The sequence below is a fragment of the Corynebacterium sp. HMSC064E07 genome (genome assembly GCF_001815745.1).
Classification (GTDB): Bacteria; Actinomycetota; Actinomycetes; order Mycobacteriales; family Mycobacteriaceae; genus Corynebacterium; species Corynebacterium jeikeium_D.
In genome coordinates this window covers 83,145-103,402 of the sequence record NZ_KV821809.1, presented here as the reverse complement: position 1 = coordinate 103,402, position 20,258 = coordinate 83,145, and the positions used below count along the sequence as shown (strand labels likewise).

The 20,258-nt window shown below is 59.3% G+C and carries 18 protein-coding genes; 13 read left to right on the top strand and 5 right to left on the bottom strand.

Annotated elements, in window-relative coordinates; genetic code table 11:
• Window positions 1-24 precede the first annotated feature (24 nt).
• The gene (locus tag HMPREF3053_RS03340) at window positions 25-270 is read left to right on the top strand and encodes a hypothetical protein (RefSeq protein WP_005510313.1); all 246 of its coding nucleotides are present in this window, start codon (window positions 25-27) and stop codon (window positions 268-270) included.
• On the top strand, window positions 271-663 hold the full coding sequence (locus HMPREF3053_RS10845) for an RNA-binding S4 domain-containing protein (RefSeq protein ID WP_080969602.1): 393 nt from the start codon (window positions 271-273) through the stop codon (window positions 661-663).
• Here HMPREF3053_RS10845 and HMPREF3053_RS03335 read toward each other — a convergent pair.
• The 3 genes from HMPREF3053_RS03335 to HMPREF3053_RS03325 form a co-directional block, all read right to left on the bottom strand.
• On the bottom strand, window positions 611-1,777 hold the full coding sequence (locus tag HMPREF3053_RS03335; RefSeq protein WP_070566032.1) for a GTP pyrophosphokinase: 1,167 nt from the start codon (window positions 1,775-1,777) through the stop codon (window positions 611-613). The genes HMPREF3053_RS10845 and HMPREF3053_RS03335 overlap by 53 nt on opposite strands.
• Window positions 1,767-4,229: a malto-oligosyltrehalose synthase gene (gene treY / locus HMPREF3053_RS03330; protein WP_070767270.1), complete on the bottom strand. Its 2,463-nt coding sequence runs from the start codon at window positions 4,227-4,229 to the stop codon at window positions 1,767-1,769. Before treY ends, HMPREF3053_RS03335 begins: the two co-directional genes overlap by 11 nt.
• Before the next feature lie 113 nt (window positions 4,230-4,342).
• Entirely contained in the window at window positions 4,343-5,986 is a 1,644-nt protein-coding gene (locus HMPREF3053_RS03325; RefSeq protein ID WP_070767269.1) for an exonuclease domain-containing protein, read from the bottom strand.
• Between the two features lie 323 nt (window positions 5,987-6,309).
• Here HMPREF3053_RS03325 and HMPREF3053_RS03320 point away from each other — a divergent pair, with 323 nt between their 5' ends.
• Window positions 6,310-6,552, top strand: a complete 243-nt coding sequence (locus HMPREF3053_RS03320; protein ID WP_005510305.1) for a HigA family addiction module antitoxin — start codon at window positions 6,310-6,312, stop codon at window positions 6,550-6,552.
• Window positions 6,553-6,723: 171 nt separating this feature from the next.
• Here the strand turns inward: HMPREF3053_RS03320 and glgX are convergent, their stop codons facing one another.
• A complete protein-coding gene (glgX, locus tag HMPREF3053_RS03315; RefSeq protein WP_049193987.1) occupies window positions 6,724-8,865 on the bottom strand; it encodes a glycogen debranching protein GlgX in 2,142 nt (713 codons plus the stop codon).
• Window positions 8,866-9,139: 274 nt separating this feature from the next.
• Here glgX and HMPREF3053_RS03310 point away from each other — a divergent pair, with 274 nt between their 5' ends.
• The 5 genes from HMPREF3053_RS03310 to HMPREF3053_RS03290 all read left to right on the top strand — a co-directional run bounded on the left by HMPREF3053_RS03310 (window position 9,140) and on the right by HMPREF3053_RS03290 (window position 14,463).
• Window positions 9,140-10,636, top strand: coding sequence for a methylmalonyl-CoA carboxytransferase subunit 5S (locus HMPREF3053_RS03310; protein WP_070566036.1), 1,497 nt, complete (start codon window positions 9,140-9,142; stop codon window positions 10,634-10,636).
• Between the two features lie 23 nt (window positions 10,637-10,659).
• Entirely contained in the window at window positions 10,660-12,273 is a 1,614-nt protein-coding gene (locus HMPREF3053_RS03305) for an acyl-CoA carboxylase subunit beta (protein ID WP_049193986.1), read from the top strand.
• On the top strand, window positions 12,273-12,578 hold the full coding sequence (locus HMPREF3053_RS03300) for a hypothetical protein (RefSeq protein WP_048734709.1): 306 nt from the start codon (window positions 12,273-12,275) through the stop codon (window positions 12,576-12,578). Before HMPREF3053_RS03305 ends, HMPREF3053_RS03300 begins: the two co-directional genes overlap by 1 nt.
• Before the next feature lie 71 nt (window positions 12,579-12,649).
• Window positions 12,650-13,009, top strand: coding sequence for a biotin/lipoyl-containing protein (locus tag HMPREF3053_RS03295; protein ID WP_016422964.1), 360 nt, complete (start codon window positions 12,650-12,652; stop codon window positions 13,007-13,009).
• An 89-nt stretch (window positions 13,010-13,098) separates the two neighbouring features.
• Window positions 13,099-14,463: a Na+/H+ antiporter family protein gene (locus HMPREF3053_RS03290; RefSeq protein ID WP_016422963.1), complete on the top strand. Its 1,365-nt coding sequence runs from the start codon at window positions 13,099-13,101 to the stop codon at window positions 14,461-14,463.
• Window positions 14,464-14,503: 40 nt separating this feature from the next.
• On the opposite strand, the gene HMPREF3053_RS03285 is transcribed toward HMPREF3053_RS03290, so the two are convergent.
• A complete protein-coding gene (locus tag HMPREF3053_RS03285) occupies window positions 14,504-15,172 on the bottom strand; it encodes a TetR family transcriptional regulator (RefSeq protein ID WP_224784224.1) in 669 nt (222 codons plus the stop codon).
• Between the two features lie 191 nt (window positions 15,173-15,363).
• Between HMPREF3053_RS03285 and bioB the strand changes: the two genes are divergently transcribed.
• From bioB to nadB, 5 genes are all read left to right on the top strand, one after another.
• Window positions 15,364-16,371: a biotin synthase BioB gene (gene bioB / locus HMPREF3053_RS03280; protein WP_016422961.1), complete on the top strand. Its 1,008-nt coding sequence runs from the start codon at window positions 15,364-15,366 to the stop codon at window positions 16,369-16,371.
• Window positions 16,358-16,660: a biotin synthase auxiliary protein BsaP gene (locus HMPREF3053_RS03275; RefSeq protein WP_048734678.1), complete on the top strand. Its 303-nt coding sequence runs from the start codon at window positions 16,358-16,360 to the stop codon at window positions 16,658-16,660. Before bioB ends, HMPREF3053_RS03275 begins: the two co-directional genes overlap by 14 nt.
• Before the next feature lie 75 nt (window positions 16,661-16,735).
• Window positions 16,736-17,314: a hypothetical protein gene (locus tag HMPREF3053_RS03270; protein ID WP_048734676.1), complete on the top strand. Its 579-nt coding sequence runs from the start codon at window positions 16,736-16,738 to the stop codon at window positions 17,312-17,314.
• Window positions 17,315-17,605: 291 nt separating this feature from the next.
• Complete coding sequence (gene nadA / locus HMPREF3053_RS03265; protein ID WP_049170297.1) at window positions 17,606-18,682, top strand: quinolinate synthase NadA; 1,077 nt, start codon at window positions 17,606-17,608, stop codon at window positions 18,680-18,682.
• 10 nt (window positions 18,683-18,692) lie between these two features.
• Window positions 18,693-20,252 carry an L-aspartate oxidase gene (nadB, locus tag HMPREF3053_RS03260; protein ID WP_049170299.1) on the top strand — a complete coding sequence of 520 codons (1,560 nt, stop codon included), beginning with the start codon at window positions 18,693-18,695 and terminating at the stop codon, window positions 20,250-20,252.
• The last annotated feature ends 6 nt before the right edge of the window (window positions 20,253-20,258 follow it).

Here is a 20,258-nt window from a genome sequence, read left to right as displayed (position 1 = left end):
TCAGGGCGACCAGAACGCTCTAATATGTACTCCATGAGCTATCTTCAGCCCCAACCTCAGAACCCCATTGAGCTCCGCAAGAACGCGGTGCGAAAGTACTCCCGCAATGCCGTTGTATGGGCAGGCAGTGGTGTCGTCGGCGGTGCAGTGCTCGGACTTCTAGCCGGAAGCATGTCTCTATTCCTCATCCTGGCAGTAGTCGGCCTGGTCGGTGGTTTTCTCAATTGGCAAAAGGTTCAGCGGATTGTGAACTACAAGGATCCGCAGTAAATGCCTGCTCAGCAGCAATTGTCTACCGAGCCAGTGCGTATTGATGCCTGGATTTGGGCGGTCAGGTTGCTGAAAACTCGCTCATTGGCCGCAGATGCGTGCCGTGGCGGCCACGTCAAAGTCAACGGCGAAGCCGTGAAACCCTCAGTTCTGGTCGTTCCAGGGGATAGAGTGCGACTGTGGGCAAACCACCGCGAACACATTGTTGAGGTCACCAAGACGGTGAAGAAGCGGGTCGGAGCTCCGGTGGCCAGGCAGTGCTATATCGACCACTCTCCGCCGCCGCCCCCGAGGGAGATTCTCGCATCGATGCCGACGCGCGACCGCGGTGCCGGGCGGCCTACGAAGCGCGATCGCCGTCAGCTCGATCGTCTTCGGGGACGTCGCTCATAGGCATCCCGGCCTCCGCTAGTTGCTGCAACCGTGCGCGCAAACGGGCTGGTCGACGCTTCGGGTTATGGCTGGTATCCGCAGTGGCCTTGATGTGCTTTTCACCGCGAGCCGCTAGTAGTAGGTCATCAATAACACGCACATGGCCTGGGTTAAAGCGGTACTTCATGGCCTTGCTTACCGCACTGAGGCGCTGCGGATTAAGTAGCTCTCGCAGCTGCCCGACAGTGCGAATGCCATTGCGCTCCAGCAGTTCTTCTGCCCAGCCGTAATGTTCTGATTTCGATCGGGGCGCATCGGGAAGCAGCATCGTCAGCACGCCGGGTAGGGTTTCCTCAGTCACCACAATGTCATCGGCTGTGGTCTTTGCCGGAGCTGAGGGCTGTTTGCCCTCTCCCTGCGCGGAATCGTCCGGCGTGGATTCCTCCAGCACGGCAACGACTTGGTCGAACTGCTGATCCGCGAGCTCAATAAGGCCAGCGGCCAGCGCAAAAGCTCGATCAATCCGCGGGTCTGTCGCTCCCTCAGGGGCCTTATAGCGAATATCGTGCTCAAATTCCGCCCACGCATGCTGCAGCACAGTGCGCAGTTGCACCTCAAACTGCATATCCGCATATGGAGCTAGCTCTGACGGCGCCGCCGTCGACACCTTGCAGATCAAGTGCTGGGAGCCGTATCCCAACCGGCCGCTGATTCGTGTCTCCGCAGTTTTGTCAATCCTACGCAGCACAGTCAGCGAATCTCCCAGCGCATCCATGATCGCGGGAATCTCCGTCGAATGGTACGTGGTTACACGCACACCGATGATGTCGTGGATACCGTGCCACGGGTCAGGGTAGACGTAGTTGCCGTCCGCTTCACGACGCAGGGCCTTCTGCCGCAATGAGCGGAAAGACTTCACCCGCGCCGTGACATTGTCAAAGGCCAAACCGGCATCGGAGAGAATCTCTTTAATCGCATCGACAAAGTCCTGCGCGGCGGTGGGGTGCCGAGTTGCCCACGAGTCGTACTTCGACTGCAGTGCACGTGTAACCTCTCGATCCTCCGCCAACTGAGTCTTGCGGGTCTGGTCGCGGGAATCGTCGGGAAGCGAATCCTTCATTCGATTAGTCGTCATCGTCCTCGCGTACCAGCAGTGCTACTGGGAAGGAGCTGAACAGAGAAGCCACGGCGATGGTGCCGGACCAAGTATGGCCAGTGAAACGGTCGGTCCAGAATCCCTTGGGAAGTGTCACTGTAGTGTCGCCCCAACCGCCTTCGCGTTGCAGCCCCAGCGGACGGCGCGTCACCAGCGCGATAACATCTTCCGGCTCGCCCTTCGGTCCACGTGCTGCACCGACCAAATGACGCTCGCCGACACCCACGGCGAATACTGGCTGGTAGGCGCCGCCGACGAAGGACTCCGGGCGTTCCGCACGCAGCTTCACTCCGTGGTGAGTCACCATCAGCTTTGCGACGTCCGCATCGGCATCCGTAAAGTCCTCCGGCAGCTCAGCTGGGTGCTCTGGACTCTTAGTTACCGACGTGACCTCATCGCGAGCAACCTTATCCAGCGCCGCGACGCGCGCATCGTAGTCGACGAACCGGCGGTTGTCAGGATCAACCAGGGAGTCCTCTGTGAACTCCGTCCCCTGGTAGGTATCGGGGATGCCGGGGCCGACAAGCTGGAGGAGCTTGCGCGACAGTGACGTGGTCAGGGCAGCTGGCGCAATGGAGCGGACGAACTCTGTGATGGAGTCGGTCAGGGGGCCGTCGAGAAGCGCGTCGATCCAGCTGCGAATGCCGAGTTCGAACTCCTCGACCGGCTCCGTCCAGGAGGTGTGCACATCTGCCTCGCGGATGGCCTTAATGGCGTAGTCGTGGAGGCGTTCACGCAGTTCATCGGTAATTACGCCGTCGGTCGGCCAGACTCCGATGATGTTCTGCAGCAGGAAGTAGCCGGTGGCATCGTCAGGGGCGGGGGTGATGGCCATCCAGTTGCGGACATTTTCAGCCCAGTCGCCGGAGACATCGGAGAGCTGGAGGATGCGGGCTCGGACATCTTCGCCGCGCTTGGTGTCGTGCGTGGACAGCGTGGTCATGGTTCGTGGCCAGAGGCGAGCACGTTCCGACTGCAACAGGTGGAACTCCGCCGCCGACATGCCGTAGCGACCCAAATCACCGCCGACTTCGTTCAGGCTGATCAGGCGGCAGGCGCGGTAGAAGGTGGTGTCTTCGACACCCTTTGCCATGACCGCACCACAGACCTGCGCGAACCGCGTGGCGGCCTCACCACCGGCTACCAAACCTGCCGAAATGAGGTCGAGAGCAAAGACACGCGAGGGGAAACGCGCTGCCATTTCACCAATGACCGTGGAAGCCACTCGTGACAGGGAGACATAGTCCGAACGGTAGACAGGCATGGCAGCGACCAGCTTGCAGATGGTGTCGATAAGTACCTCATCGCTGACGCTGGTACCGCTGATAGACCAGTTATCGCGGCGCAGGGCACGTGCTAGACGACGGACTTCTGCAGCCAACTCGTGCGCTGCGACATCGTGTTTGAGAGCCTGCGCAGTTGCCTGCACGGCAGTTTTGTCCCAGGTTGAGCCGGACTGCTGCAGAGCCAACATACTCATGGCGTCTCGGGAGTCGCGGTTGACGAAGACATTGTCGAACTCACGCAGGGCGTCGTAACCCGTGGTGCCGTCAACCTGGAGCCTCGGATCCAGTGGCTCTTCGGCACCCAGAATCTTCTCGATAACCAGCCACTTGTCATCGCCGAGTAGACGGCGCAGCTCACTGAGGTATCCGAATGGGTTGCTGAGGCCATCTGGGTGGTCAATGCGGACACCGTCAATGATGTCCGCAGCTAGCAGCTCGCGGATGATGCGGTGTGTGTGCTCGAATACCACCGGGTTTTCCTGGCGGATGCCGGCCAGGCCGTTGACGCTGAAGAATCGACGGTAGCCAATGACCCCGTCCTTCCAGTACATCAGGCGATAGGCCTGGCGATCATGTACTTCCTGCGGGGTGCCGTCCTCGGTGCCGGGGCGCACCGGGAATGTGTTGTCGTAGTAACGCAGAAGTGGCTCGTCGCCAGAGGTGTCGAGCTCCAGCTTGTCGATATCCTCCGGGGATCCCAGAACCGGCAACCCCATCTTGCCGTTGGCACCGTTGTCCTCGTGCCAGTCGATATCGAAGTATGGCTCGAACTGAGAATCCTTGCCATAGGTCAGAACGTCCCACCACCAGGCATTGAGCTTGGGATCCTCAACACCGAGGTGGTTCGGTACCAGGTCGATAATGATGCCCAGACCGGCCTTGTGCGCCACCTGCGCGAGCTTCTGCAGCTCTTCCATGCCGCCGAGCTCCGGGTTCACTGTCGTCGGATCGATGACATCGTAGCCATGGTTAGACTCCGGTACGGCGGTGAGGATAGGCGACAGATACAGGTGTGAAATTCCGAGGTCTGCCAAGTAGCCGACCTGTTCAGCCGCGTCAGCGAACGTGAAAGCGCGCCCGTTTGGGTCGGCCTTGGGGCCACGGAGTTGGAGACGGTAGGTGGACGTAATTGGTCGGCGACTCATGTTCCCCTTTATACCGCCCACCAGGAAAAGCTGCTGCCTGCCCGCTGTGGCAGCAGCTAGCCCCAGAGTCTGCACCCGCCATCCGAATGCGAATTTTTTCTCGTGAACGTGGCCTAGAAGGGTGGCATTCCGTCATCGCCCGGCAGGGAAGTGGAACCAAACATTGGAACCGACTCACTGGAGTTGTCCCCGGTGCTGGCGCTAGGTGTTCCTTCCGCAGTGTCTCCCGCTTCGGACGCGCCATCCTCTTCCGGATTCAGCCCGAGTGCGGTGAAGAGCTCCTTCTCAGTCCAAATCTGGATTTCCTGGCCTTCGGCCTGCAGCTGTCGAGCCCTCTTCTCCTTCGACGTCACCGAATCCCACGGACCGGCGACCAAAATGGTCGTTTTCTTCGTGACACCCTTATTGATATTCGCACCTGCAAAGGCGATCTTATCCCACAGAAAACCCTTGTCATACGGTGCAAAATCGCCGGTCAGTGTCACCCGCTGCTGGTACAGCAGGCCGCTTGGATCCGCGTCCGGATTCGGGTCTGGAATGGTGTCCGGTGTCTTTGCCGCATCCCATTTCGCATTGCGACGCGGCCGACGTGACGGCGCGGAACTGCCGGACTGCGCACCAGCACCAGCACCAGTTCCCGCGTTGGTCCCGGCACCAGTGCTGGCGACGCCAGCCGGGTCATAGCGCACCATCCGCACTCGTCCACTGCCAATCTGGCCCAAGCTCAGCGAGACCTTCTGGCTCAAATCAGCCACCGATGTTGCGCGCTGCTGCTCCATCAACCACAGCGCTACCTCAGCACATGCGACCGCATCTGCCGTCGCATCATGATGATTCTCCAGCGACGCCCCCGCGGCCTCCGCCAACGTCGGCAGCTTCAAGTTGGGCAGCCCCAACTGCATCTGCCGAGCCCACATATAAGTACACGCAAAATTCAACTTCGGTGCTGGAATGCCTTCCGCCCGGCACGCCCGCGACAGGGCTGTGAAATCAAACCGCGCATTGTGAGCAACTACGTCCAAATCCCCAACGACGTCAACAAACTTCGCCAGCTGCTCCGGAAATGACGGCTCACCGGCCACATCCGCCGCCGTGATGCCATGAATCGCGACATTGGCTTCATCAAAATACTCCAGCCCCTTTGGCGGACGGCACATCCAGGAATAACGCTCCGTCACCTTCCCGCCACGCACGACCGCAACACCAAGCTGAATAATCGAGCCGGTGTCTTCGTTCGCTGTCTCTACATCGAACGCCGCAAACGGTGCGATGTTTGACACCGCAACCTCATCCCCAGTAGGAAGCGGTGCAAAAGGCACAGACTGCTTTACGACGTCGCCCGCGCCCTCAACCGCACTCACGCCTTCGGTGACTGCCGCGCACTGTGCCACCCACGGCATCAACGTGGAAGTAAAAGCATCTTCTGAATTGTAGAACTCCGGATTCTTGGCCATCTCCGCCATGAGGTCTGCCAGCAACTGCGCTGCTGCCTGACGATGAGGCATCACACGGGCCTTTGGCAAAGCTACCCCGAGGTCTACCGTGCCGGGGAAGAAGCGGTTGGCCGGAGTGTAGACACCGTTTTTACTTGCCGATGCGACCTCGGCAACGTCGGCAAGCGGGAGGGGCTTCGCGGGGGCGGTGCTAGCCGTGTTGATGGTGTGGGTAAGGCGGAGCCCATCTGCGGTAATAGTCACCGTGTCGCCGGTGAGCTCGAAGACGACGGCGGGCTCGGAGGATGGCGTGGTCGTAGTCATGCACTAGATGGTAGCGCCGATGGCGGATTGAGCCTCATAGAGGCTGCGGTACCTGCGGCTGTCGCCGAGTACATGTGGCTTCCGACAATGTGGAAATGCCCACAAAAATAGGAATATTTATGGGATGTTCGGACAGCGGGGGTGTCTGTACCCCTGAAAACCACATGTTTTGGGGGGTTAAATGTCCGGATGCATTTTGAGCGGGCGCTCCTTATACTTTTCGACGAACGGCGGTAACTGGTCGTTCGAGCTTTCGAGCTCAAGCGAAGGGCAAAGCGGAAACAACGTATGCCAGTGAAGCGATGAAATAAGGAGTAAACATTTTGAGCACGCATCCTGTGCACCCTGGTTCTATCTTGAACGATAATTTCCTCGAGCCGCGACACCTCTCTATCTACCGACTGGCTCTTGCCATCGGCGTGCCAAGCTCAACTCTGGAGCGCTTTCGCACCGGCCGCACTGCGGTCACTACTGACCTCGCAAATCGACTGTCCGACTACTTTGACACCGAGCCGGAGTACTGGTTGAACTCTCAGGCGGAGTTCAATATGCGCGCATCTGCGTAAGAAGACTTCACGCCAGCTCGGCTCCCGCGGTGCTGTGTTGACCCAAACCCTGTTTTGAGTTGAACTCAGAGCCGAAAATCCCCTGTCAGTGGAAGAAAAGTCTTCCGCCGACAGGGGATTTTGTGTAGGAACCAACCCAGGCCCGGGCCCCTACACCCAACGCGGATGCGGCTAGTGCCGCTCGATCAGCACGATGGTAGAACGGGCTGGCACGCGGAGCTCGCCTTCTGGCTCAACGATGCGCTCGCGGGTCGGGCGACCCGTGATCTCTGTGGTGTCGATGATGACTTCCCAGCTGTGTGCGTATTCGGTGCCCGGAATTTGGAACATGATGTCCTCGTGGTGGGCGTTGAAGCACAGCAGGAAGGAGTCATCTTCAATCCTGTGACCTCGGCGATCAGGCTCAGTGATGGCATCGCCGTTGAGCCAGACCATCAACGACTTGCCGAAGTCGAAGTTCCAGTCATCGGTCGTCATGACACGACCCTCATAGGTCAGCCAGGCAATGTCACGATCGTCGGTTTCCGCACCGAGCGGGCCACCGCGCAGGAACCGGCGGCGTCGGAAGACTGGGTGCTCCGCACGCAGCTCAGTCAGGAACTGGGTGTATTCGACCAGTTCAGAGTTGGTACGCGTCTGATTCCAGTCGACCCAGGCCAAACGGTTGTCCTGGCAGTAGACGTTGTTGTTGCCCTTCTGGCCACGTCCCATTTCGTCACCGTGGCTAATCATCGGAGTGCCCTGGGACAGCAGGAGAGTGGTCAGGAAGTTACGACGCTGGCGGGCGCGCAGCGAAATGATGCGCTCGTCGTCGGTCGGGCCTTCCACACCGCAGTTCCACGAACGGTTGTGGGACTCGCCATCGCGGTTGTCCTCGCCGTTGGCCATATTGTGCTTCTCGTTGTAGCTGACCAAGTCGTTGAGGGTGAAACCGTCATGCGCGGTCACGAAGTTAATCGACGCAGTTGGGCGGCGGTCATTGTTTGCATACAGGTCCGAGGAGCCGGTGATACGTGAAGCGAACTCGCCGAGCGTGGATGGCTCACCGCGCCAGAAGTCGCGGATGGTGTCGCGGTACTTACCGTTCCATTCAGTCCACTGCGGTGGGAAGTTACCGACCTGGTAGCCACCTTCGCCGACATCCCACGGTTCTGCGATGAGCTTGACCTGGCTGACAATCGGATCCTGCTGCACCAAGTCAAAGAAGGCGGAGAGGCGATCCACATCGTGGAATTCTCGAGCCAGGGTGGATGCCAAATCGAAGCGGAAGCCGTCGACATGCATCTCGGAGACCCAGTAGCGCAGCGAATCCATAATCAGCTGCAGCGAGTGTGGGTGGCGCACATTCAGGGAGTTACCGGTGCCGGTGTAGTCCATGTAGTGCTGGCGATCGCCTTCGACCAGGCGGTAGTAGGCCTCGTTGTCGATGCCTCGGAAGCAGATGGTTGGGCCCATGTGGTTGCCCTCGGCGGTGTGGTTGTAGACCACGTCGAGGATAACCTCAATGCCGGCATCGTGAAATGCGCGCACCATGCCCTTGAACTCGCTGACTGCTCCGCCTGGCTTTTGGGAAGCCGAGTAGTCCTGGTGTGGTGCTAGGAAACCGAAGGTGTTGTAGCCCCAGTAGTTGCGCAGCCCCTTTTCGCGCAGGTGGTCGTCCTGGAGGAACTGGTGGACCGGCATCAGTTCGATAGCCGTGACACCAAGGTCCTTGAGGTAGTCAATAATTGCCGGATGCGCGAGACCGGCATAGGTACCACGTAGCTCCTCCGGGATATCCGGGTGAGTCATGGTCATACCCTTGACGTGGGCTTCGTAAATCACGGTCTCGTTGTACGGCGTGCGAGGTGCGCGGTCAGCGCCCCAGTCGAAGAATGGGTTGATGACCACGGAGGTCATGGTGTGTCCCAGGCTGTCCTCGGTGTTGCGCTTCGAGTGGTCATGAATGTCATAGTTGAACAGTGATGGGTGACCGTCGAATTCGCCGTCGAAAGCCTTGGCGTATGGGTCGACCAGCAGCTTGTTGGGGTCGCAACGCTTACCGTTGGCCGGATCGAATGGGCCGTGTACGCGGTAGGCGTAGCGCTGGCCCGGCATGATAGACGGGATGTAGCAGTGCCAGATATGCGCATCGACTTCTTCCAACTCAATGCGTGTTTCTTCGCCTTCGGCGCTAATCAGACAAAGCTCAACCTTTTCCGCAACGTCGGAAAAGAGTGCAAAGTTGGTGCCAGCGCCGTCGTAGGTAGATCCGAGCGGGTAAGGCTCACCCGGCCATACTTGATAATCGCCGACTGTATTTGCTTGGTTCATGTGACTACCTTAACCGTTTTGTAAAAAACATGAGCCTTTTTCGGTCCCGTGTGGGCGCGCCATCCGTCCCATCTGTCGAGCGCAATTCGCAAAAACGACCCCCAAGGAAAAATTCGAGTCGAACGGTTAAGAGCATAAACTTCGCGCGAAAATAAGTATTTAACCCTGCAAGTGGGCAATTTGACACTCTAAACGCACCTTGGCGGGCGCCGAATCACCAATATTCGCGGTCACCAACGCGCGAAGATTCCCAAAGGCCTTTACTTTTGGAGTTATGAGTCCACGAACCATTGGTGTAACGGAAGTAGTGTTCCGAGACGCTCATCAGAGCCTCATGGCAACGCGAATGGCTATGGAAGACATGGTCGATGTCTGTGAAGAAATGGACAAGGCCGGTTTTTGGAGTGTGGAGTGCTGGGGCGGCGCAACCTTTGACGCCTGCATCCGCTTCCTTAATGAAGATCCCTGGGAGCGCCTGCGGACATTCCGCAAGCTGATGCCGAATAGTCGCCTGCAGATGCTGCTGCGCGGCCAGAATCTTCTCGGTTACCGCCACTACGAGGACATGGTGGTTGACAAGTTCGTCGAGAAGTCCGCTGAAAACGGTATGGACGTATTCCGTGTTTTCGACGCGCTCAACGACCCACGCAATCTCGAGCACGCCATGCGCGCGGTCAAGAACGTCGACAAGCATGCGCAGGGCACGATCTGCTATACGACGTCTCCGCTTCACGACGTCGACGGGTACGTGAAGCTCGCTGGTCGTCTACTGGATATGGGGGCGGACTCCATTGCGTTGAAGGACATGGCAGCGCTGCTGAAACCCCAGCCGGCTTACGACATCATCCGCGGCATCAAGGAAACGTACGGCGAGGACACCCAGATTAACGTCCACTGTCACTCGACCACCGGTGTCACGATGGTGACTTTGATGAAGGCCATCGAAGCTGGTGCGGATGTCGTGGACACGGCAATTTCGTCGATGTCGCTGGGCCCGGGGCACAACCCGACCGAGTCGCTGGTGGAAATGTTGGAGGGAACCGACTACACCACCGACCTGAACATGGATAACCTCATCACCATTCGTGACCACTTCCGCAAGGTGCGTCCGAAGTACGCAGAGTTCGAGTCGAAAACCCTGGTCAATACCGACATTTTCATGTCGCAGATTCCTGGTGGCATGTTGTCGAACATGGAAAACCAGCTCAAGGCCCAGGGCGCGGGTGACCGCGTCGAAGAGGTCATGCGTGAAGTACCGATTGTCCGAAAGGACGCCGGTTACCCGCCGCTGGTGACTCCGAGCTCGCAGATCGTCGGCACGCAAGCTGTGTTTAACGTGCTGATGGGACGCTACAAGGTTATGACGGCTGAGTTCGCCGACCTCATGCTCGGCTATTACGGGCAGTGTCCTGGTGAGCGCAACCCAGAGCTGATTAAGCAGGCAGCGGAACAGACCAAGAAGGAAGAAATCACGGTTCGCCCGGCTGATCTCCTCGAACCAGAGTGGGACGACCTGGTCAAGCAGGCCAAGGAGCTCGACGGTTACAACGGCACCGCCGAGGACGTCCTGACCAACGCACTGTTCCCATCCGTCGCACCGGGATTCTTCACCACGCGCGGCGAAGGGCCGAAGAACGTCGGTAAGACTGCCGAACAGCTCAAGCGCGAGGCGGAGCAAGCCTCAGGTGCTGCCAATGCCATTCGCGAGCCAATTCGCTACAAGGTCACCGTTGGCGGTCGCTCACAGACCGTCCAGGTGGAACCCGCCTAGGAACATCGGGAGAAGAGATAGCAATGTCGCAAAGTTCAGCAAACCAGCCGAATTCGGCGGATGCCGTCGCGCCGGGCGTCGACGCCTCGATGGCGGAGCGCCTGGATTATTTGGATGCTCAGCGTCGCCGTGTTGAGGCCGGTGGCGGTGAAGCCCGCCAGGCCAAGCAGCACGAACGTGGGAAGATGACTGCCCGCGAGCGTATCGACAACTTCGTCGACGAGGGCACTTTCCGTGAAACCGGCATGTTCATGACTCACCGCACCACCGACTTCGGCATGGATACTGCCGACGCGCCTGCCGACGGTGTGGTCACCGGCACTGCCGCGGTTCTCGGCCGGGCAGTGCACGTGGCCTCCCAGGACTTCACGGTCATGGGTGGCTCCGCTGGTGAAACGCAGTCCCGCAAGGTTGCGGCCACCATGCGCGCTGCTGCCGACAACGGCACTCCGTTCGTGTTTATCAACGACTCCGGTGGTGCTCGCATTCAAGAGGGGATTGACTCTCTGTCGGGCTACGGCCAGGTCTTCTACAACAATGTCTGGCTTTCCGGTCTGGTGCCGCAGATTTCCATCATTGCAGGCCCATGTGCTGGAGGCGCTGCCTACTCGCCAGCGCTGACCGACTTCATTATTCAGACTCGCAAGGCACAGATGTTCATCACCGGCCCGGGCGTTATTAAGTCGGTGACCGGCGAGGAAGTCACCTCCGAGCAGCTCGGTGGCGCTGATGCGCACATGGCCAAGGCCGGCAATATTGACTTCGTTGCCGACGATGACGAGCAGGCCATCCTGATTGCGCAGAAGCTCTTAAGCTTCCTGCCACAGAACAACACGGAAGAGCCACCAATCGTGGATCCGGTATTCGACGCCGAGCCGGATCCAGAGCTCCGCGACATCGTCCCCGTCGATGGCAAGAAGGGCTACGACGTCCGCGAGGTCATAATCCGTATCGCCGACAATGGCGACTTCCTCGAGTGCCAGGCGGGTTTTGCCACCAACCTAGTCGTTGGTTTTGGTCGAGTTTTGGGTCGTACCGTGGGCTTTGTCGCCAACCAACCGAACGTGATGTCCGGTGTGCTGGACATCAATTCCTCGGACAAGGGCGCAAAGTTCATCCGCTTCTGCAATGCCTTTAACATCCCGCTGGTCACCCTGGTTGACGTTCCTGGCTTCATGCCGGGCGTCACCCAGGAGCATGGCGGCATCATCCGCCACGGCGCAAAGATGCTCTACGCATACTCCGCAGCGTCTGTGCCCAAGGTGACCGTCGTCATGCGTAAGGCCTACGGCGGTGCGTACCTGGCGATGTGCTCGAAGGACCTCGGCGCGGACTATGTATTCGCATGGCCGACCGCGGAAATTGCGGTGATGGGCGCAGAGGGTGCGGTCAACGTGGTCTTCCGAAAGGAAATTGCCGCCGCGGGCGACGAGGAAGAGCAGGCGCGCGTGCGCGACGAGCGTATCGCCGAATACAAGACACGCTTCTCGACGCCGTATGTCGCCGCCTCGCGCGGACTGGTCGACGACGTGATTGACCCGGCGGAAACCCGCCTGCGTGTGGCTGACGCACTGTCGGTTCTGCGTAACAAGCGCGAGGTTCGCCCGGCCAAGAAGCACGGATTGGGGCCACAGTAATGTCTGACGGCATCGGTGAGATTAAGGAGCTGCGAGCGCTCGTCGCTGAACTGACCGACCGGTTGGATGCGACCTCGACAAGCTTGCAGAAGGCCACGGCACGACTGAATCAGGCAGAGAGCGAGTTGGCTGAACTGCGCAAACGCGTGGACGCAGATATCCCCGAGGATACTGTCATCGCCATTTCGGCAGCGGTGTCTGCGTACCTGGGCAATCGCGGCAAGGTGAAGGCAATTCGATACAACCGCCATAAGACGTGGGCTGCGCAGGGACGCCAGATCCAGCAGCAGCACAACCTGCGTTAGTTGGAAATTTTCGATAACCGACTTAATTGAGTCTGACTCATTGACTTTTGTTACGTGAGGATTGTTGAGCCATGAAATTGAAAGTGACTGTCGGCGGCATTGCCTACGATGTCGACGTTGAAGTAGTTGAGGAGCCCAAGCGTCTTTCGCCCATCGTGTTGGGTGGATCGTCGAGCGCTTCCGTTGAGCCGGCCACCGCTAGTGTCTCGGGTGTCTCCGCCAATTCGGTGGTGGCGCCACTGGCAGGTTCGGTCAGCAAGATTTTGGTCGAGGAAGGCCAGAAGATTGAGGCTGGGGAGGTGCTGCTCATTCTCGAGGCAATGAAGATGGAAACCGAGATTACGGCCCCGGCTGCAGGCACCGTCGGCTCTATTCATGTTGAAGTCGGCGACGCAGTGCAGGGCGGCCAGGGACTCGTCTCGATTGATTAGCCGCATTAGCCGGGGTGTAAAGATTTTGGGGTGAAATCTTTCTAGCCCCGGTTGCTGGAAATACTTAAGGTTGCCTTAATATTTTCCTTATGAATGCCGTTCTTCTCGCCGTTTTGGTGATGCTAATCCTGGCGGTCTGCCGGGTACACGTTGTGCTAGCGCTGTTTATTGGCGCCTTAGTCGGTGGTCTTTCCGCCGGTATGGGGCTCGATGCCACAATGGTTGCCTTCCAGGAAGGCCTCTCTGGTGGTGCGAAGATTGCCCTGAGCTATGCCATGCTGGGTGCCTTTGCCATGGCAGTGGCATCCTCCGGGCTGCCCAAACTGCTGGCCGATTGGCTGATTGCCAAGATCGGCACGGAGGATGAAGGCGCTAAATCTAAGGCAGAGGCATGGACCAAGTGGGGCATGGTCGCCGGCATTTTGGCCATGGCGATCATGTCGCAGAACCTCATCCCAGTTCACATTGCGTTTATCCCGCTGATTATTCCGCCGCTGTTGCCGGTATTTAACCGCCTCAACATCGACCGTCGAATGATTACCAGTGTGATGACCTTCGGTTTGGTCACCACCTACATGTGGGTTCCGGTCGGATTCGGTTCTATCTTCCTGAACGACATCCTGCTGGGGAACATCGAGAATGCTGGCCTTGATGTTTCCAATATCAACATCATGATGACGATGGGCATCCCGGCTCTCGGCATGCTGGCCGGTCTGGCCATTGCCGTATTTTTCTCCTACCGGAAGCCACGGCATTACGAAGATCGGCCGATTGCCCAGTCCTCACACGCAGAAACCCAGTCTGACGAACCGGTGTCGAAGTACCGAGTTATCGTTGCTCTCGTTGCAATCGTGGTGACTTTCGTCGTCCAGATTGTGATGAATTCTATGGAGACCGATGCCGATCCGTTGCTGATTGGTGCACTCACTGGTCTGGCAATCTTCATGCTCACCGGCGCCGTGCGCTGGCGTGAGGCGGACGACGTGTTCACCGCCGGTATGAAGATGATGGCCCTGATTGGTTTCATCATGATTTCTGCACAGGGCTTCGCCTCGGTGATGTCGGAGTCCGGCCAGATCGAGCCGCTGGTGACCGCTACTGCAGAGCTGTTTGCGGGCAACAAGCCTGCCGCTGCATTCGCCATGCTGGTCGTTGGTCTGGTGGTCACGATGGGTATTGGTTCGTCCTTCTCGACGCTGCCGATTATCGCCATCATCTATGTGCCGTTGTGTGTATCGCTGGGCTTCTCGCCGATGGCTACCGTCGCCATCATTGGTACTGCAGGTGCTCTGGGCGATGCTGGTTCGCCGGCATCGGACTCGACGCTCGGCCCGACGATGGGTCTCAATGCCGACGGGCAGCACGACCACATTCGCGATTCGGTTATTCCGACCTTCCTGCACTTCAACCTGCCGCTGCTGGCAGCTGGTTGGGTAGCAGCTCTGGTGCTCTAGCGCCGGGGCGTGACCGTGAGCGTGATTGTTTCAGCGGGGCTTAGTGACCTGCAATTCCCTTAGTCCCCGCAACCCCCGCAATTCCGGCGATAAAGAGCTCGGTTCCCAGTGCAATGCGCTGGCGGCCGAGCTCTTTTGTCTGTGTAGCCGTATCTTCAGGGGAAGTCGCGACCTCAGCGTCCTTACCGGCGGTGTTCTCGCCACTGGCATCACCATTGTCGGAAACGCCCTTGGCGCCATTTAGATTAAGCGCGATGGCTGTCTGCTGGTCGACTGTCGCACCGAGAATGAAGTACACGAGGACAGACGCGGTATCACCCGCTGATGGGGTGCTGATGGAGGTTTCGGATGCATTCTCCAGGACGTCGGCAAGCAGTTGTTCGGGGCGAATCGTGGCGGTGCCCGTAGCGAGCGCGGCCGAGACGACCTCGGCGCCATCCCGATGAGCGGTGAGGCAGGAGTAGAGCAGCTCGGCGACGGCTTCGATGTCGGCACGCCAATCGCCTGTGGCGGAAAACTCTGTGCAGGGAGCCAAGATGCGGTCAGCGACGGCGCCCAGCAGTGCCTGCTTGGAAGGGTAGTGCCAGTACATTGCGCCAGCGGCGGTACCCAAGTGGCGAGTCAGGCGGCGGATCGTGAGATCGCCGAGTCCGTACTCGTTGAGAATGGTGAGAGCTGCGTCGACAATGATGTCCTTGGTCAATTGCACACTGCCTACCGTAGACGAAAGAAGAATCATCTGGAAGATGTCTCAAGGCTGAAATGGGGAGCGTAAATCCGCGACACGACGGGAATTGAACCCTGTTCGACATTCTGTAGCTGCGGTATTAAGTTTGATAACTGAACAACTTCTGAAACGGTGTTCAAGTTTTATCCCCAGCCTCAAGGAGCATCACCCCCATGACTCAACAGCAGCAGGACATTTTGGAACTCGCCCGAGAAAAGGTGCTCGGCCGCGGTGAGGGGCTGAACTATGAGGAGACCCTGGCAGTTCTGAACCTCGATGACGACAGCATCGAGGATCTGCTGGCACTGGCGCATGAGGTGCGCTTGAAGTGGTGCGGCGAAGAGGTCGAGGTTGAAGGCATTATCTCGCTGAAGACTGGCGGCTGCCCAGAGGACTGCCACTTCTGTTCGCAGTCGGGTCTGTTCGAGTCCCCGGTGCGTTCGGCATGGCTGGATATCCCGGCGCTGGTGGACGCCGCTAAGCAGACCGCAAAGTCGGGTGCGACTGAGTTCTGCATCGTTGCTGCAGTAAAGGGGCCGGACGAGCGACTGCTCAGCCAGATGGAACAGGCTGTCGCCGCCATTCAGGCAGAGGTGGACATTAATGTGGCCGCCTCTATGGGCATTCTGACGCAGGAGCAGGTGGATCGCCTGGCCAAGGCTGGTATTCACCGCTACAACCACAACCTCGAGACCGCCAAGAGCTACTTCCCGCAGGTCGTGACCACCCACACTTGGGAAGAACGTCATGACACCCTGCGTATGGTCGGCGAAGCCGGTATGGAGGTCTGCTGTGGCGGCATCCTGGGTATGGGAGAGACCCTTGAGCAGCGTGCCGAGTTCGCTCAGGACCTGGCGGAGCTCAACCCGACCGAGGTGCCGATGAACTTCCTCGACCCGCGTCCGGGCACTCCGTTCGCCGGTCGCGAGCCGATGCCAGCCAAGGACGCACTGCGTGCCATCGGTGCCTTCCGCTTGGCTCTGCCGAAGACCATCCTGCGTTTTGCTGGTGGTCGTGAGCTCACCCTGGGCGACCTGGGCGCAGAAAAGGGGCTGCTCGGCGGTATCAACGCTGTCATTGTCGGTAATTACCTGACCACGCTGGGCCGTCCGGCGGAGCAGGATCTGGACATGCTTGGCAAGGTACGACTTCCAATTAAGGCCCTCAATGCAACTGTCTAAGCCTCGGACATCTAGCCCGCGTGCGACGCGGGGTAAGAAAGTCGACTCCACGGAGCTGCTCCAGGCCATGGTGCTGGGAGACGATCCCAAGTTCGATCCTTTTACCGGCGCCGACCTCGAAGCTGGTGAAGTGCGCGAACGCTCCTATGGTGCAAAAGCTGGACTGGAGGCGCCTCGATTCTGCCAGCTCTGTGGGCGCCGGATGGTGGTGCAGGTGCGTCCGGACGGCTGGACTGCAAAGTGCTCGCGCCACGGCGAAGTGGACTCCGTTATGTTGGAGCAGCGATAAAAGGCGCTGGTTGTGCTAGTGCGCCATTCGGGCACGCTAGTACTGGATGTGCGCCGTGAGGTAAGTTAGTCAACTATGACCATGAAAAATACCCGAGTCCCGCACGTTGAAAAGCAGAGCGTGGCAATGGCCTCGGGTATTGTTCTCTTCTCCGTTGTAACGGGAACGATAGCCGGAGTGGCCTGGGCATTCCTGCGCCCCAAGCAGCAGGTGCAAATGCTCCCAGATAACCAACTGGCGATTATTCAGGAAACCGTTGACGCTGGTTTTATCGGGCTGCTCTGGTTTGTTGCTGTCACTGCCATCAGCGGCCTGGTGCTGGGAATTACTACCTTCCGAAACCGTGCCATCACGACTCCTGTGCAGATGCTCACGGCAATTGGATGGGCAGGTTTCTCCGCGTTGATGAGCGCAGCAGTGACGTACCTCGTCGGTCAGTCGGTTGCGGCATTGCTCCAGCCGGATCTGGCGGGAATGCAGCCGGGCGATAAGTTCTCGGTGATTCCAGACTTCAAAACCTATGTAGCACTGCTGGTCGCGCCACTGGTTGCCATGCTCGCACTGTGGTCCCGGGTGCTGTTCCAAACGGACTTCACGGAAGGCAACGAGAGCGCTGCAGACAATGCTGCGGACGCAGATTCGGTCACTAAGTGAGACGGTGAGGTTCTGCGCGGGAGCCGTCGTAAAGCACTAATTCCTACTGAACAGGGGTAGTTATTGGGAAATAGGCTTATACAAGCCTTACAATTTTGGGAAATAGGTTCGTCCTCGATGTCAGTATTCGCCCCGATTAGGGGCTTTTTCGATATTGTGTGGCGAGCTTAGGTCTCTTGCACTTGCCCGTTTGAGTCCGCTGCGAATGCCTCCGGGGACCGTTGCCGGTAACGGTGACGGCGTTTTCTCCGGTCGTAGCCACAGCCCATTGAAGTAAGGACGTAGTTTTCCGTGAATACCAGCCTTGCGGCCAATGCTTCCAGCCTGCCGCGCCTTGAATCGGATCTGTACGAATCGGTAGTCGATAAAGATGGCCGCTACGGTGGCGTAATTGCAGATGAGCGCTGGGCCCAGGAGATTAAGCGCCTCGCCCGCGAACGCAATGCCGTAATTCTTGCGCACAACTACCAGCTGCCGGAGATTCAGGATATTGCCGATTACACAGGCGACTCCCTCGGACTTTCCCGCATCGCTGCGGAAACCGATGCCGACGTCATCGTCTTCTGTGGTGTCCACTTCATGGCGGAAACCGCCAAAATTCTGAGCCCAGAGAAGACCGTCCTTATTCCGGACGAGCGCGCCGGCTGCTCCCTGGCGGACTCCATCACCGCAGATGAACTGGCCGAGTGGAAGGCAGAGAATCCCGGCGCACTGGTAGTCAGCTACGTCAACACCACGGCAGACGTAAAGGCTCTGACCGACATCTGCTGTACTTCCTCCAACGCCGTCGACGTGGTCAAGTCCATCCCGGAAGACCAGGAGATCCTGTTCAACCCGGATCAGTTCCTCGGCGCACACGTCCGCCGTGAGACCGGCCGCGACAAGATCAAGGTATGGGCTGGTGAGTGCCACGTCCACGCCAACATCAACGGTGAGGAACTCGCGCACCGCGCGGAAGAGAACGCCGATTCGCAGCTGTTCATTCACCCGGAGTGCGGTTGCGCGAACTCTGCGATTTACCTCGCAGGTGAAGGCACCATCGAGCCCGAGCGCGTGCAGATGCTCTCCACCGGCGAGATGCTGACCGAGGCGCAGAAGCTGAAGGAGAACAAGCCCAACGGCAAGGTGCTCGTGGCCACTGAGGTGGGCATGCTCCACCAGCTGCGCAAGGCCGCGCCGGATGTCGACTTTGAGCCGGTCAACGACCGCGCTTCCTGCTCGTACATGAAGCTCATCACTCCGGCGGCTCTGCTGCGCTGCCTCGTTGAGGGCACTGATGAAGTCGATGTCGAGCCGGATGTCGCCGACAAGGCACGCGCTTCTGTCGAGCGCATGATCGCCATCGGTAACCCAGGCGGAGGCGAGTAACACGTTTGGTCTGCGCCCATCATTCGACAGTTGGACACTGACGTGTGACTTCCTCGTCATCGGCGGGGGAGTCGCAGGGCTCAGTGCTGCGCGTCGGGCCCTTGAGCTCGGCCTCGACGTGCTGGTTATCGACAGCGTCGAGTGGCGCGTCGGTGCCCGCAAACAGCTACGTTTCGCCGATGCGGCCACGAATCTCGCACAGGGCGGGCTCGCGGTCGTCGGGCTTGACGACGACCCCAGCGGCCATGTGGCCAATGGGTTCGATGACACCACTGATTCCCACATCGCGGATACTCTCGATGCCGGTGCCGGCCACTGCGATGAAGGGGCCGTGGCTTCTATCATCCGTGCTGGCGCTGCGGCGACCGAGTGGCTGATAGGGCTAGGCGCTACATTCGACCCGGCGCGGGATAACCCGGCCGTATATTCCCGCACCAAAGAGGGCGGACACCACGCGCGGCGCATCATTCATGCCGGCGGTGACGCCACTGGTGCTGAAATCGAGCGCGCCCTAGAAGCCTCAGTTACCGGCGTGCGAGTACTACAAAACGCCACAGCGCGCCAGCTCATCGTTGGCAAAGACGGCCGCGTGCTGGGGGCGCTGGTAGCGGATCCCCGTGGGGGTGGAGCTATTCGAGCAGGCGCCACTCTGCTGGCTACCGGCGGCGTGGGCCATATTTACCGCGCGACCACGGCCCCCTCGGGTGCCCGCGGTGAGGCTATCGGCATGGCCTCCGATGCTGGCGCGGAGATTCGGGACATGGAGTTTATCCAGTTTCACCCGACGGTGCTCTATGACGAGCGCTCGGCATCAGATGGCACCGGCCGACGCCATCTCATCAGCGAGGCTGTCCGTGGTGAAGGAGCCATTCTCGTCGACTCCCGGGGCAACAGTGTGACCGCCGGCGTTGACCCTCGCGGGGACCTGGCTCCGCGCGATATCGTCTCGCGCGCCATCGCGACTCGCATGCGCGAGCTCGGCGAGGACCACGTCTTCCTCGACGCACGTCACATCGACAACTTCGCCGCCCGCTTTCCGACGATCACAGCGGGCCTGACCGCAGCGGAGATTGATCCGACCAAGGACCTCATTCCCGTGGCCCCGGCGGTCCACTACACCTGTGGTGGTATTGCCGTCGACCCATTCGGTGCAACTAGTGTGCCGGGCCTCTATGCGGCCGGCGAATGCTCCGCAACAGGGCTCCACGGTGCCAACAGGTTGGCCTCCAATTCGTTGCTGGAGGGCCTGGTCGTCGGCAAGCGGGTGGTCGAAAAAGTCGCTGAAACACACGCTGTGCCGGTCGGGGACGAGGAATTCGCAGCGGCCGTTGAAAGCCTGCCTCAGCCACGGTCAGAACTGGAACCACGGCAGCTTTTCCGGTTGCAGACGGCGATGCAGGAAGGCGCTGGTGTAACGCGTAATGAGCAGAGCTTGCGGCAGGCGTTGGCGGTTATCGATCGGCTCCCGCAATCGGTTCAGGTCGTGGCCGCAAGGAAAGTCGTCGAAGCAGCATTGGCACGACCATATACTTTGGGGTGCCACACTTGGTTTGAAAAGGATGGGGATTAGCTAACC